The 14134-nt window shown below is 34.6% G+C and carries 16 protein-coding genes; 9 read left to right on the top strand and 7 right to left on the bottom strand.

From position 1 onward, the window contains the following. Positions 1–262: LlaMI family restriction endonuclease (locus tag EPB74_RS13135; protein WP_274904605.1), on the bottom strand; the 262-nt coding region annotated here is incomplete at its 3' end. Positions 263–387: 125 nt separating this feature from the next. Then, positions 388–2247, bottom strand: a complete 1860-nt coding sequence (locus EPB74_RS13140; protein WP_015060763.1) for an ATP-binding protein — start codon at positions 2245–2247, stop codon at positions 388–390. Between the two features lie 954 nt (positions 2248–3201). Between EPB74_RS13140 and EPB74_RS13145 the strand changes: the two genes are divergently transcribed. Then, complete coding sequence (locus EPB74_RS13145; protein WP_015060765.1) at positions 3202–3450, top strand: hypothetical protein; 249 nt, start codon at positions 3202–3204, stop codon at positions 3448–3450. Between the two features lie 25 nt (positions 3451–3475). Here EPB74_RS13145 and EPB74_RS13150 read toward each other — a convergent pair whose 3' ends face one another. After that, the gene (locus EPB74_RS13150) at positions 3476–3850 is read right to left on the bottom strand and encodes a hypothetical protein (protein WP_015060766.1); all 375 of its coding nucleotides are present in this window, start codon (positions 3848–3850) and stop codon (positions 3476–3478) included. Positions 3851–4314: 464 nt separating this feature from the next. Here EPB74_RS13150 and EPB74_RS13155 point away from each other — a divergent pair, with 464 nt between their 5' ends. Beyond that, positions 4315–4689, top strand: coding sequence for a hypothetical protein (locus EPB74_RS13155; RefSeq protein ID WP_173266273.1), 375 nt, complete (start codon positions 4315–4317; stop codon positions 4687–4689). Positions 4690–4740: 51 nt separating this feature from the next. Here the strand turns inward: EPB74_RS13155 and EPB74_RS13160 are convergent, their stop codons facing one another. Further along, positions 4741–5946 carry a hypothetical protein gene (locus tag EPB74_RS13160; RefSeq protein ID WP_015060768.1) on the bottom strand — a complete coding sequence of 402 codons (1206 nt, stop codon included), beginning with the start codon at positions 5944–5946 and terminating at the stop codon, positions 4741–4743. 85 nt (positions 5947–6031) lie between these two features. Here EPB74_RS13160 and EPB74_RS13165 point away from each other — a divergent pair, with 85 nt between their 5' ends. From EPB74_RS13165 to EPB74_RS13180, 4 genes are all read left to right on the top strand, one after another. Further along, the gene (locus EPB74_RS13165; protein WP_173266275.1) at positions 6032–6241 is read left to right on the top strand and encodes a helix-turn-helix domain-containing protein; all 210 of its coding nucleotides are present in this window, start codon (positions 6032–6034) and stop codon (positions 6239–6241) included. A gap of 569 nt (positions 6242–6810) precedes the next feature. Further along, the gene (locus EPB74_RS13170) at positions 6811–7728 is read left to right on the top strand and encodes a replication initiation protein (protein WP_015060739.1); all 918 of its coding nucleotides are present in this window, start codon (positions 6811–6813) and stop codon (positions 7726–7728) included. A 240-nt stretch (positions 7729–7968) separates the two neighbouring features. Further along, complete coding sequence (parA, locus tag EPB74_RS13175) at positions 7969–8607, top strand: ParA family partition ATPase (RefSeq protein WP_015060738.1); 639 nt, start codon at positions 7969–7971, stop codon at positions 8605–8607. Between the two features lie 9 nt (positions 8608–8616). After that, entirely contained in the window at positions 8617–8820 is a 204-nt protein-coding gene (locus tag EPB74_RS13180; protein ID WP_015060741.1) for a plasmid partition protein ParG, read from the top strand. Positions 8821–8972: 152 nt separating this feature from the next. On the opposite strand, the gene EPB74_RS13185 is transcribed toward EPB74_RS13180, so the two are convergent. Both EPB74_RS13185 and EPB74_RS13190 read right to left on the bottom strand, forming a co-directional pair. Further along, a complete protein-coding gene (locus EPB74_RS13185) occupies positions 8973–9599 on the bottom strand; it encodes a hypothetical protein (RefSeq protein WP_274904609.1) in 627 nt (208 codons plus the stop codon). A 194-nt stretch (positions 9600–9793) separates the two neighbouring features. After that, positions 9794–9943, bottom strand: a complete 150-nt coding sequence (locus tag EPB74_RS13190; protein WP_274904610.1) for a hypothetical protein — start codon at positions 9941–9943, stop codon at positions 9794–9796. A 73-nt stretch (positions 9944–10016) separates the two neighbouring features. Here EPB74_RS13190 and EPB74_RS13195 point away from each other — a divergent pair, with 73 nt between their 5' ends. Together EPB74_RS13195 and EPB74_RS13200 are read left to right on the top strand one after the other, a co-directional pair. After that, the gene (locus EPB74_RS13195) at positions 10017–11078 is read left to right on the top strand and encodes a PAAR domain-containing protein (protein WP_274904611.1); all 1062 of its coding nucleotides are present in this window, start codon (positions 10017–10019) and stop codon (positions 11076–11078) included. A gap of 8 nt (positions 11079–11086) precedes the next feature. Then, a complete protein-coding gene (locus EPB74_RS13200) occupies positions 11087–11482 on the top strand; it encodes a hypothetical protein (protein ID WP_015060744.1) in 396 nt (131 codons plus the stop codon). An 83-nt stretch (positions 11483–11565) separates the two neighbouring features. Here EPB74_RS13200 and drt2 read toward each other — a convergent pair whose 3' ends face one another. Continuing rightward, entirely contained in the window at positions 11566–12897 is a 1332-nt protein-coding gene (gene drt2 / locus EPB74_RS13205) for an antiviral reverse transcriptase Drt2 (protein WP_015060745.1), read from the bottom strand. 654 nt (positions 12898–13551) lie between these two features. On the opposite strand from drt2, the gene dcm reads away from it, so the two are divergent. Further along, on the top strand, positions 13552–14134 hold a 583-nt coding region (dcm, locus tag EPB74_RS13210; protein ID WP_274904613.1), incomplete at its 3' end, for a DNA (cytosine-5-)-methyltransferase.

Below are 14134 nucleotides of genomic sequence, written 5' to 3' on the forward strand. Positions count from 1 at the left end.
TTTCTTTGTCTTTGAAGATATAGTAGTTAGCACTCCAATCACCAAAAGTGGTCTTACTACCAGTAGAGTTTTTCATCTCATAGCCGTATAAGTCAGGCTCATTGTTAGCATTCGCGGCTATGCCCATCTGTCGTTCTAGCCAATGCCCATCTTTCCCATCATGGCGCTGATTAAAACTATTGGTATCAGGCGACCTTCCATACACATTTTCTTTGAAAAGCCCAATAATTTTCATTTCTTCATCTGAAATAGTAGTTTGCATTGCAATAGCTCCTTAGTTGAGTCGGCTATTGTCGCAAAATATTAGGTCAGATACCTATGAAAGTTAGAGCGTTTTAAACTAAGGTCTTATTTGACAGTTCTACTGAGGTAACCGCTATTACAGCCCTATAGATAGCTTTTTATTTTATTAAACCACCCATTTACTTCATCAAAAGCATTTAAGTCTTCTAAAAGCTCTGTAGTCATTAGCTTTGCAGCTTCCTGTGCAAATTTACTCTTTATTTTCGATGTTGAGTGATTTTTAATTTCTCTATTTTCCCTTTCTGATAAATCCTTTAAGAAGGAATTTAGTTCTTTCGGTATATCATGAGAAACCCACTGCTCTCTCCAGCGTTCATTGTTGTTTATAAAATAATCATCATTAATTTCATAAATATTTTTTATCAGGACTGGGTGAATATAATTTTCCATTTCAATCATATTGGTTAGACAACCAAAAGATCCATCCTCTCGGCTATTTGTGACATCTATAGCTTCTTGATATTTTTCTACATCATTATCATAGATGTGTATTTGAGGTAACGATAATTTATCTAGAAATAGCTTGTTTACCCACTCCATAAGAGTGTTTCCTCCAAGAGGTATTACTAATATTCTACTGTCACTTCTCAAGTCTATTTCAAATAAATTGCTGATATTATAAAAGAACTGGATATCATTTATCCCTTCTAAACATAGGATGACTTTTATTTCATTATAGTTATCAGAAGAAGGTATGTTAGTCATAATACCTAGAGTGCTACATACTTCATCTAGGCACTCCTTACTTCCTTCCTTAACATAATGAATATTATCTTCTTTTTTTATAAACCTTATATATTCATAATTTACCGTACTTGCTAGGGCTGGGCTATGAGTTGTTATAATAACCTGTGTATTATTATCGCTTAGTTCTAGTAGGGAACTAATTAGCATTGCCTGCCAGTTAGGATGCAAAGCTGTTTCAGGCTCTTCAATAGCATATATAACAGGTCTACGACTTTCATTTGCTCTCTCCGCTTCTGCTCTGAAATAGTTCAACAATAAGAGTCTTCTAAAGCCGCTACCACGCTTATTGATTGGAACCTCATTATCACCTATAAAGCTAAATGAGAATAGTGAGTCCCAATTTTTTTGACTTAAACTAGGCTTTAATGACTTCGCTAAGTCTGAGTCCATCTCTTGCATTTTATCGATAGTGTCTTGTGTAATCTCAGTTACCAACTCTTCAATTCTATTAATAACTCTCTCTAAATCCTGCTGTACCTCACTTATTGCTAACTTTGTTATAGCTTTCAATGGATCTTGGACTTCTTTATCTGAGTCCTTATTAGCCCTATCTGATTGAAAAAGAAAAAACAGAGGGATATCTTTTTCAAGATTATCCCATACTTTTTTTGCATCTTCTTTATTCACCTCTATTAACATTGACCCTAAGTCGATTTCAGTGTCTTTTCCGTAAAAATCATATATAGCCAACCTCATAGTTGAATTGATACGTTTATTTACATCAGTTGGAATGTTGTCACTGAACAACTCATCTATCTTTGACTTAAGCTCTGCATTTTTTAAGCAAATCAGAGGCTCTCCAATAGCTTTTGGATAATTAGCTTTTATAAAAATTTTCTCTGAAGATTTAGTTATAGTTTTTTTACTACAATCCCATCGTTTAATGATAGTTAAAAAACCATTATCATCTAGTAGATACTCTTTAACTAGAGAAGTAGGTATCGTATCAATCCTTAAGTCAAAGTTATCGAGCTTAAATGAGACACCTATTTCTACATAATCTTCATCACTAAATTTACATAAATCATCTAAATCAATTTTCACTGTACTATTATTAAAAAATATCTCAAACGCTTCAAGAATAGTAGATTTTCCGACATCATTTTTGCCCACAATAACATTAAATTTTTCGTCAAGATTAATCTCTGTACTTACAAAACCTCTAAAATTATCAATATACAATTTTACTATTTTCATTAAATATGCCTTCTCAAATTATACTTATAATATCTTTTCAACCGTACTAATCCATACAGTTAGACTTAGGAGATTTTAGTTATGCTGATGTATGCCGTAAATCCCGTAGTCCTAAACTTGGGAAATTTTAATCATACAGCTCGATGCGTGTATAGCGCATCGATCATGATTTAATGTAAATTAGTTCGATTATAAGGAAGCTCTAGGCAATAAGCTTTGGTGAATCATTTTATAAATACCCTAGCTTGAGGGAATTTAATATTTACCTGTATTTTAATTACTACAAATAATAAAGTGTAACTCTTCGAACAGTTTATCAATGTCCTCGTCATATATACCTATTTCCTGTACTCGTCTGAATGCAAAGGCAAAGATCCTTTCAATATTAGAGTTGTCGTAATTCTTGCTTTTCACGATATTTTCTAGTTTATCTAACTCTGGAATTAGTACATTATGATTAACTTTGAAAAGAAAGTTGAGTTCGTCTAAGATTCTAATTGCTTCTAATTCATTAAGTTCTGCCTTGCTCATAACTATCTCCAGCTCATTGAAAGTATGTTTCATCTACTTAGCATATAAAAATAATGATCCAAAAGCTCACTGCATGTACACAACTAAGTACACTGGAACTATCTCAGGGAGAAAACCCGTTGGTATCATGAGCCTACAGCCGAAGGTTCAAGTCCTCACTAGGGAACCAAACCAGTAAAACCACTTGATTAGTTCGCTATATGTATAGCTATTCAGACATTCAAAAAACAACAAAGTGTTCTCGTCGATTAATAGCAATAGTATCAAAAAAACATTTTACTCATTTACTCATTTACTCATTTACTCATTTTCAGTATAATTATTTTGCTTTAACATAAAGGCTGATTCTATAATTAAAATCTTAGGTTATTTATACTAAGAACCCAATTATTCAAAATATAAGAAAAAATAAAGAGGTCATATATGAAAAATAATACTGAATTTACCGCAAAAGAAACGATATGCTCAGCTGCACCACCGCTCAATAATTCTGCTCTACAGACTATTGCTTCTGTGAACTTATCATTTAGTGATGAAGTCATAAAGTCATCGCAAGCAGGTCTTGAAGCCGCGCTTAGGCGTATTGAGTCGGGTGAGACTAGTTATGATCAGGAGGAAGATAGATTATTAGGAGAATGGCGTAAATTATATCCTAATGGAAATCCTAGATAACTTTCTTTCTAAAAAGAGATGCATTTTATTTAAAAAATATTGCTATATTTTGATTAATACCGTAAAAATCTCTTAAAGCTAAAAGTATGAATACTAGTATCATGACTAGACAGGTTATCGTATCAATTTTTCTTGTTTTATCTTTATTTAACTCTAACCAGTGTTTCCATCCTTTCATTAGCATTCTATCACTAACAAGGTAACCGCTTCTCAAAGCCATTAAAAGTGCAAAGCTAATGACGAAGAAATTGAGTCCTTGGTAAAATAGTTCTAATTCATTAACAATAAAGCCTAATACTGCCGGTACTATTCCGAAAATAGTGCAGAGTACCGCTAAAAAATTGCCCCAAGAATAATACCATAATGCCTTTTCATTTAAATCTTTGCTTTTATAGCTCATAAAAACTCTCAAAAGTAACCGCTTAGCAAAGCAGTTATTAAGTTTATTGTTGGAGAATTAGTCATATTTTTGCTTTCTAAATTTGTCTAAAGTATCTTATCTTGATCCATCCTCGTCCTAAACATTATAAGTCATTCTTCCAATACGTAGTAACAACCAAACCGATGATCAACTTATAACACGAAAATACCCCATTTTTGACGGCGGTAGCCTATCCTGCAATCAAACTACTATCCCTTAAAACACCTCTTCTCACCGCCTATATCTGCTCTTACACACCAAAATTTTTAGAGACTACAAATTTTGGTGTGGTTACGTTCAAATACGTTCAAATGCATTCATTTAGTTTCAAATACATTCAATATACAGGTATAATAAGTTCAAATGTATTCAAATACGTTCATTTAGTTTCAAATACGTTCAATACCAAACATAATCTATTTATTATTAAGTCAGGTGAACATATGGCAAAGCAAAAACTAACAAAAGCTGCAATAGGTTTTATTATTGAAAAGCGGAACGATTGGAACGTTAACTATACCTTTAATGATATTGCTAAGTTATTAAAAGAAGATTTTGGCATTACTATCACTGAGCAAGGTGTTAGCAAAAGTTACCGCAAATATAAAAACAATGAAGAGTTAAAAGCTTTACCAATGGCTGTTGAAAATCTTACAAGTGAACATAATATTGATGATCAAGAACTCATGCATTCTGCTACTAAAAAAGAAAAGGAGTTTAAGCCAACCACTGTTATCCAAATCAAGGGTAGAGACTTTGACGAAGATGCTGGTAAGAAATATAACTTTGAAGACTTTTTAATACCTAAAGAAGAGTGATCTCTAAAAATTTGGAATACATTGTGAGATAAGATATTAATAGATTATCTTTTAAAGTTGTGAAGAATTTGATAAATTTTCCAAAGTGTGCCAAAACCCGCAATCTTCAATCTCATGTACTTCATCAAAAAGTATTCTGTTGAGTACAGATTTAGGATATGCACGATCGCGATCATGTTTTTTACTATCTGATAATTGATATCGTATCTCATCATGAAATTTTTGAATGTTATCGTAGATAAGGTTAGATATAATCATTTTATCGATATTGGATTCACAGGAATATGAAGAAACAGCTTTTACTGCCTTCCATATCATGAAATAAATCTCACTAACAGAATATCTTAATAAGCAGGTACTCAGTAAACTCTCAATTTTTTCCCCTATAATAATTTCGAGCTCATTGACTGCTGAACAATGAGCTAAATAATTAACACAGTCGTTTAATTGAATATCTTCACAAAGAATTCTGTACTCTCGACTATCAACCAGGTTCTTTTTCGAAAAACCTTTTTTACTGTCAATTATCAATTTTTTAAGCTGGTCAGGATCGTATGCAAAATCAAATGTCATTTTTAATAGGTCAAATTGAAGAAAACACTCTTCACGAGCGTGGAGCAAAATATATGAGTTTTCAATATTAACAAGAAGTAGATTCTTCCTCATCAATCGGTTTATTATTTTTACGTCTAAATCGTGGAATGGCGACAATGTAGTACCTACATTGTCATATAAAGCAGTAGTCGAACGAAAATTTTCTGTAGCTAATTTCGATATAACAGCGACCATAAGATAATGATCAATAATATCGATTTCTTCTAAATTAGGGATAGCCTCTATCTGAGTTTCACGGAACTGAATGAGCTGATTTATATAAGAATTTTCCTTTATCAACCGTTGCTGTAGAACATCTTCAACTTTGTTTTGACGACTATTCTGTAGTCTGCGATGAAATTTTTTCAGATAACAGTTCTCACATTCCCAATCTTTTGAATGTAAGCTCGCAAATTCTGTACGGCTATGGCAAATTTTTGCGGTTCCACAGCTTTTGCATTGATAGTCTATTATTGCAAGGTAAGCATTGTTTTCAGCTACCTTAGCAACTTCTCTACATGTCAAACCAAACTCGTATCCTATCTCTTCACAACGATAAATAAAGGGGTTCTCATGATCATACTTAACCCTTAACCAATACTTATCACAAATAATCTTGTCATTTTCTAAAATGCCTAATTTGTACCCTACCTTAGTTTTCATAGCTATCCTATCAATACCGATTATATCCCGTGGATATTATAGCGAACCACTGTGAGTATTGCTATTTTTAGCAGTGGTTAATGTTATGACAACAGATGAGCGGATGGTAGCTTTCGGAAAACGTGTGCGTGAAGTAAGAAAAGCTAAGGGGATATCTCAAGAAAAACTAGCTGAGATGGCAGGGATTGATCGAAGCTATATGGGTAACATAGAGCGTGGTGAAAAAAATATCACACTCAAAAAGATCTATGAGATATGTGATGCACTGCAAATTGATATAAAGCTTTTGATATAAAGTGTGACTTAATTATCAGAACTTATGACGCTCTCAGAGCGAGATACAAGGGTTATTAATCTTTATGATAACTGTAGCTATAAGTTGTCTAGCGAGCACTAGAGAACCCTCTAAGACAGTTTAAAGGGTATCGATTAAGATACTCGTTCTAATGGCACTTAACTCGTTTTTAATATTGGAACTTAAGCCTTGTTTTTCTATATTGGCTGATGAACTTTAAACCTTAATATTCACTCAATTTTACTAACTTATCCACAGAAAAATTTAAAAATCTCTTTAAAGGTTTTTATTTAATCTTGTTTATTCCTGTTTAACCTTGTTTACTCTTGTTTAGAGCCTTTTTTCCCCTTTAAAATCAATAGTCTACAAGCTGAGAACACACTAAATGACGCGAGAACACACTAAATGACGCGAGAACACACTAAATGACGCGAGAACACACTAAATGACGCGAGAACACACTAAATGACGCGAGAACACACAACATTAAAAACATGTTTTCTATAATGATTGATATGTACTTCTACATAGTCTAATATATCTTTTAAATGAAACATAAGGATATGATTATGGAGAACAATCTCGTTGCTAAGTCAAATGATTTAGTAGTTGCTAGCTATGCTCTAACACGACATGAACAAAATTTGTTATTGGCATGTGTCAGTCAAATTAACTCTCTACCGGATGCACCAATTGTGTCCATTGAGAGCAGGTTTACAGTAACTGTAGAGCAAATCAAAGATTTGTTTTATAGAGGTTCTACCGAACGCAATGCCTATAGGGATTTAAAAAAAGCAGCCGATCATCTTTTTGAGAGAGAGGTAACGATAAAATTAGATAAAGATGAGACGCTACGCACACGATTTGTATCGAGCGTTAAATTCCAACCCAATGACTCACAAGTTACACTTAGATTCGCTGAAGATATATTGCCGTACCTAACACAGCTGAAGAACAATTTCACTAGATACAGGTTGGCTGACACGGTCGAATTGACTAGTGTTTATGCTGTAAGATTGTATGAGATTATAGTGTGTTGGCAAGGTCAAAATAGATGGTCTGAAACTCTAGACTTAGATGATTTTCGCTACATGATGGGAGTTGAAGATAAGTATCGACAGTTTAGTAATTTACGTGATCGTGTGATAGAGACAGCTGTGGAGCAAATTAATGAAAACACTAATTATAACGTCACTGTCTCATATCGAAAGGTTAAACGAGAGCATCGAAGTGTGACGTTTAAGTTTTATAAGAAAGGTGCTATCTCATTAACAGATGATAAAGGCGCATTATCGTTAGATAAAATTAGACGTATTGTTCGTTCAGCGCAATTCACGGCAGACTATAACGATCATCAACTGCTTTCAGTTGAAGCTAGAGATAGCAACGAAGCATTTTGGGCTAAAGCTGAACAGTTAATAGCAGAGAGTCCAAAAGAGTTCTCTAAGCGACCATTTAATGATTATCTAAAAATAAAAACAGATTAGCGGAACAGGTAGCTAATATAATTAAGACAAGTTAATTCTTATTTAATAGCTTGATATCTTGTTTGATAAACGCTACATTATCTTAGATAATACTCAAATACTCAAATACTCAAATACTCAAATACTCAAATACTCAAATACTCAAATACTCAAATACTCAAATACTCAAATACTCAAATACTCAAATACTCAAATACTCAAATACTCAAATACTCAAATACTCAAAATCAGGGTTACTCTATGAAAGTCATTGCTGTATTGAATCAAAAAGGGGGCAGTGGCAAGACAACTATTGCCACTCAATTAGCTCGTGGGTTACAGTTGCAAGGGCATAGCGTATTATTAGTAGATAGTGATCAGCAGGGAAGTGCACGCGATTGGCGAGCTGTTGATGAAGACAATCCAGTACCAGTGATTGGTCTTGATCGGCCGACGTTGGATAAAGACCTTAAAAATGTATCTGATAAAGAATATGTAGTGATTGATGGATCACCGCAAGCAACTAGCTTAGCTTTATCTGCTATTAAAGCAGCTGATTTTGTATTGATCCCAGTGCAACCTAGTCCGTATGACGTCTGGGCTACCAGCGACCTAGTGGACTTAGTGAAGCAGCGTATAGAGATGACAGATGGCAAACTCAAAGCAGCATTCGTAGTATCTCGTGCTATCCAGAATACCAATATTGGTAAAGAGGTCGCATCAGTTTTACTTGAGTACGGTCTACCTGTGTTAGATAGCAGAATTATGCAGCGTGTGAGTTATCCGAATAGCGCCTCATTAGGTAAAACCGTTTTTGATACTGAATCAGCTAATAGCAATGCAGTGCAAGAGATGACTGCTCTAGTAAACGAAGTTAAAACATTTTTTGATAAAAAATAAGGTGCGAGTATGAAAGCCGGTCGACCAAGTAAGGACGCTAAAAATGCGCTAGATTTGTCAGACGTGACAAATGCTCCGAAAAAAACAGTACGGGTTAACTTTAATATTGATGAAGAAAAGTATATTGCGCTTAAAAAGCATGCATTGGATAGTCGTAAAACAGTGACACAGCTGCTCACTGAGATGATTGATGAGAAAATAGTTGAGCGGTAGATATAAAAAAATTGATTTTCTATACATATAAAGATGACATGTATTAAAAACTCAAAAAACTATGCATATTATCAAAATTAATTATTATAAAATGCCCCATTACTATTTTTATAGGATTTTTTATAGGAACAATGGGGCTTTTAGAGGCTTAATCACTGCTTTGCCAGACTTCCATTCCCCGCTCCATTATTGAAATCAAAATGGTTCTTAAATGGTGAATCCTTCCGAGCTTCAGATTCAAAATACTTATTGTTTTTCACTATTTGTTCCTCATCTAACTGACTTTTTTGATGTTTAATTTCTCCACTTAAAACTAGCTGTAGAAATTTCAGCTCATTCCTGTAGTTATAGTAATGCACCTCCTTGAGAGCGCTGTTATATTTCATACGCATGATTGCATCTGCATATTTATCTAACTGCTTTTCAGAAGGATAGAAAATCAATAGATTGGTCTTTGAAAGATTGAGTATCACTCGTTTATCAGTCATTACATCTGTAAAGATCATTGGATATGGGAGAATAGCATCAGGAAAATTCCTGAAAGGAATTATGGAACCTTTGATATCGTCCGTATTAATTTGTGCCTTCCCAAGGATATCTATCCGAGCAATAATCACCTTTAAATCTGACTCAGCAATTTCCAATAATCTCAATACAGTTAGCTTTTCTTGTTTTTCATTATTATGCTGAGTATATTTAACTGCTACCCAAACACTGGCGAATGTAACTACTGCTGTAATTATGAATGTAGTTAAAGCATTAAGTACGAAAATTTCCATAGATGACTGAAGCTCCTTGCAATTTTTTTCAGGTATTGCGGCACTTGATTCTGATGATGCTGTTTCCTTCAGCATCCCCTCTAAATCAATATAATAACAATTTGCATCGTGCTAAACGTGCCCTATTTTAAGCTTGTTTTTGATACGTTCTACAGTCTCACATAGCGCCACGTTTTTAGCCCCATTTCTTCCGCTCACAATTTAGCAGTCGCTTTGTCACCTGCTACTGGCACTATATCTAAATCTAATAGTTTGCTTAGCGAATGATTGGTACTGCTCACCGTTTTAGAGTCAAATACATACCATCTAAAAAACCTTTCTGTCGTTGCTAATACATATCTCATCGATAACCTCATTATGGTTAGTTTTATCGACTTATGTTAGAGTTTATAGCTTAGTCATATCTAGGACGATACTATGGCAGCTTATATCACCGTAGGCGCGACGACAACTCATGGCGGTAAGGTGATTAGTGGGTCACTACATACGACTCACAATGGTATTCCAATATCGCGTAAAGGCGATAAAGTCATTTGTAAGAAATGTAAAAAACTGACCACTATTTTGACAGGGGACGCCTCGTTTATCGTTGATGGCGCACCGATTGCCCGTGCCGGTGATGTGACCAGCTGTGGTGCAAAGTTAATTGCAGTTCAGCAGTCATTCTGTGAGTCTGATTTTGAGGTGATGGGCGTTGAGCAACCAGCGCCTATACAATTTCCTAAATCTGATCCAGAAGCGGTATTTTCTAGCTTTGCAGCGCCTAAAGATAATCAACCATCAGAGTCTTATGACAACGATCTAGATATCTTATTTGTAAGCTTTACGCCTTTTGATAATGAAGATGATGCAGCTGAAGGTAGTCTCGTAGCAGGTAACACTTATGCTGGTGAACCTAACGAAGGAGGGGGAGGTATTGATAGACCAGTATACATACCTGGTACGGCAGGTACTCCTGAAGAGCTTCGTTATCAGGCAGAACTAGAATCTATCTATATAAACGTCGGTGGTGATGAAACAAAGTTTCGTCAAGGAGTTAAAGAAATTGCAGCAAGAGATATGCTCGCTTTTGATATATTGACAATACCAGCAGGATTAGCATTAAAATCTGCTCAAGTGGGTGTCAAAGCTGGACAGCTTGCTATTAAAAGTCGATTCTTTCCTAAGTTTCCAGCAGCACGCATTTTAGAAAAACCAAAAAAAATCTGGGGCAGATCAGCAGAAGACATAGCGAAAGACTTTAAAGATGCTGGTTATACCGTTGTCGAGAAAGGAAGTAAAGTTGCAGGAAATAAATCAGAAATTATTAAAATTCAAGGGCATAAGCAAATTACACAGATTCAAGTGAGTCCATCCAGCAGAAGGCATGGTGGTGCATATTATAAAATATCAACATCAGATAGAGGCGTTGTTAAGGTGGTTGATAAAAAGACTTATAAACCAACTCCTAGTGAAAAATCTACAATCATTTATAAATAGGATAAAACATGAATTATTATTTAAGCCAGTTGAAATGGATTATCAATGCTTTAGCTTTAGACGCAAAGAAATTACATTCTTTGTTACCAACGGGTGATTTTATCCCTCTTGAATTAGTGCAACAATATGAGGGAGTGGTAGATGAAGATCTATCCAACATTAAGTCTATTCTATCTGCTAATCAGCTCAACAAGATTGAACCACTAAACACCTACCTATACACGCTCATACAGAGAGAGGATTTAGAAGACTGTTGGTATGACAATGATTTTATTTATAGCAAAGAGTGGGCAGGTATCCACTCAATGGCAAAAGATTTTGAACAGTACATGGGCTGGCAGATATCAGAGCCACTACCGCCATTATATAGTGAAATTATTTATGTCGATTCTGAGGATAAATAGACTAAGAAAAAGAGATACTCCATCACTATTTAAACTCTGACCCAACAACCGAAGGGCGTTAGCGCCTATAGAACATTTAGGAATTATAGTTTTTTGGACAGATACTGATTGAATAACTTGTAATGGCTTTTCACTTGTCTCTTTACGTTATTAGACTCATGAATATCGGCAACTCTAAAAACATAGCTGATATAATTTCTCTTACCTATATATGTAAATCTTGTATGAAGTGTTCGCATATATATTCCGCTGCCATGACGCTTACTAGGTTCTAGCCTTCTATAATGAGCTGTTCTCATTCTGATGGCTTTTCTTAATTTTCGGTTATATTTAGATAGCCCAGCCTCTCGTAAGTAGACATTCTTACCATCAAATAGCAATCCTAAATACTGTAGCTTGCATGGATTACTATAATTAATACTCATTGGATTGAAGTTTGAAAGGCCATTTTTGAACTCTATTTCTTGAGTTTTAGAGCTGTTTATTGGAAGTTTTAGCTTTTGGATCTCACTTTTAATCAAATGCTCTACATGCAACTTATTGCTACTATCGAAGATAAAAATCATATCATCACAGTATCTAAAGTACCTACCGTCTATACCTGTTAAATACTTACTTACTGCCTCATCAAAATCCATCATGTATATATTAGATAGAAGACCACTTATAGGTGAACCTTGAGGGATTCCCTCTCTACTCTTATTGAAAGTGACTAACTTATTTTTTCTTACCCTATCTCGAAATTCCTTGGCGGTACATATCCTTTTGAAACGCGTATTCAGTGTTCTAGAATTCAATGATAAACCTAATTCTTTATATAAATCCTCTTTATCTACGGATGCAAACCTTGTTAAGGAACTATAGACCTTGTAATGATCCTCTGGCAAACGCTCACAACCCAATAGGCGAATCCAGTTTTCTTTCAAAACTCTATGATTCAAGTTATCGAAGAATTTTGTAATGTCATAGCAAAGTACTAAGCAATCTTTTTTCTGAGAAATATAGTCAAAAACATTCTTACTAAAATGTATATTGCATTGAGATATCTCACTCCCATCAATAATAGTCTTAATTTTCCTAAATGCTAAGACAGTGTCTCCAAGGGCATTAGCTGAAAGGTAACTTTCATAAGAGGCTTCTAGGACTTTAGAGTAATAAGCATAAATATGACTGTCCATATGGCTTGGATAGTTAATAAGCCTATCTTTGGAGGATAGAACAACTTTTTTATTAGACTTCCCTATCTTTTTTTCGATTATGTTGTACGAAATGAAGGGATAAAAGGAATGACTTTCTATATTGGAAGGATTGAGAACGTAGCTATAAACAAACTTAGGTGAAGGCTTCTCATCAAAATGTAAATAATTCCGATTCTTGTGCCGTTTCTCAAAAAAACTTTGATCGATTTCTAACATTAAATATCCCGTGCCAACTTAAGAGAGTCAGATGACTGCAATCCTTTACTTCTTACGAAGTGCCCCTCAAAAGTCTACGAGTACTAACTCAAAGAATTAATACCCCTCCTCGCGGTACAGTCAAACATATAGGAGAAGTCATGTTATGCTAACACTAATGAGTATAAATACGATGATGCAATATCTAACACAAGAGCATGGTCAAGCTCAATTGATCATGATAGTACTATCAGGATTAATTGAAGCTGTCTTCCACTGGTTGACATAAGCTACCGTCCGACCAAAATCTCAGACGCCCTAGTAGTTTAACTAGAAATACACATTTGTCAAATCAAACATATCTACCATTTTCCGCTAACACTCTCGTTCTATCTATAGCTGCATGCCTATCCACAAACCGTTTTCATAAATCATAAATTTAAATAAAGTCTTTATGTAAACTTACAGTAATTAATTTATGAATAAAACTACTTTTAGGTCATAAGCGTCAATTAGTGTCGTAGCATAATATAAAAAATAGCTGAGTTTTTTATGGTTGAGATATTAATGAACGAAGAAAAGAGACTTCGAAGTAAAAAATGTTTTTATTTACCCAAAACTAATTAATTATGGTAATATCCGGGAATAAAACAGGATATTTAAAAGTAGGCGAATATGAAAGATTTTCAGAAATATGTTATTGAAAAGCGTAAGTCATTGGGCGTTTCTCAAAAAGAGTTAGCATTACTGTTAGGTATGAAAGAAGCAGGTGAAAGGACGATTCGTGGCTGGGAGAATGGAGAACATAAACCCTCTATCACAAGGCTAGCGAAGCTAGAAGCTCTTAACAATACCCATCCTTTTGAACACACTAATAAAAACAATGATTTCACTTTTATTGATTTGTTTGCAGGTATTGGCGGTATACGTCTGCCGTTTCAAAAACAGGGCGGTGAGTGTGTTTTCACCAGTGAGATTGATAAACATGCTCAAAAGACCTACTTTGCTAATTATGGAGAGTACCCAAGTGGGGATATTACCCAAATTCAAGCCAAAGACATTCCTGATCATGATTTACTTTTAGCTGGTTTTCCTTGCCAAGCGTTCTCACAAGCAGGTCTAAAACAAGGCTTTAAAGATACACGCGGCACTATGTTTTTTGAGATTCAGCGAATTTTGGCTGAAAAGCGTCCAAAAATATTTTTACTAGAAAACGTCAAGCGATTAAGAACTGATAAGAAAGGGGAAACCTTCCAAA

Source organism: Psychrobacter sp. DAB_AL62B, from assembly GCF_028895345.1.
In the GTDB taxonomy this organism is placed as follows: domain Bacteria; phylum Pseudomonadota; class Gammaproteobacteria; order Pseudomonadales; family Moraxellaceae; genus Psychrobacter.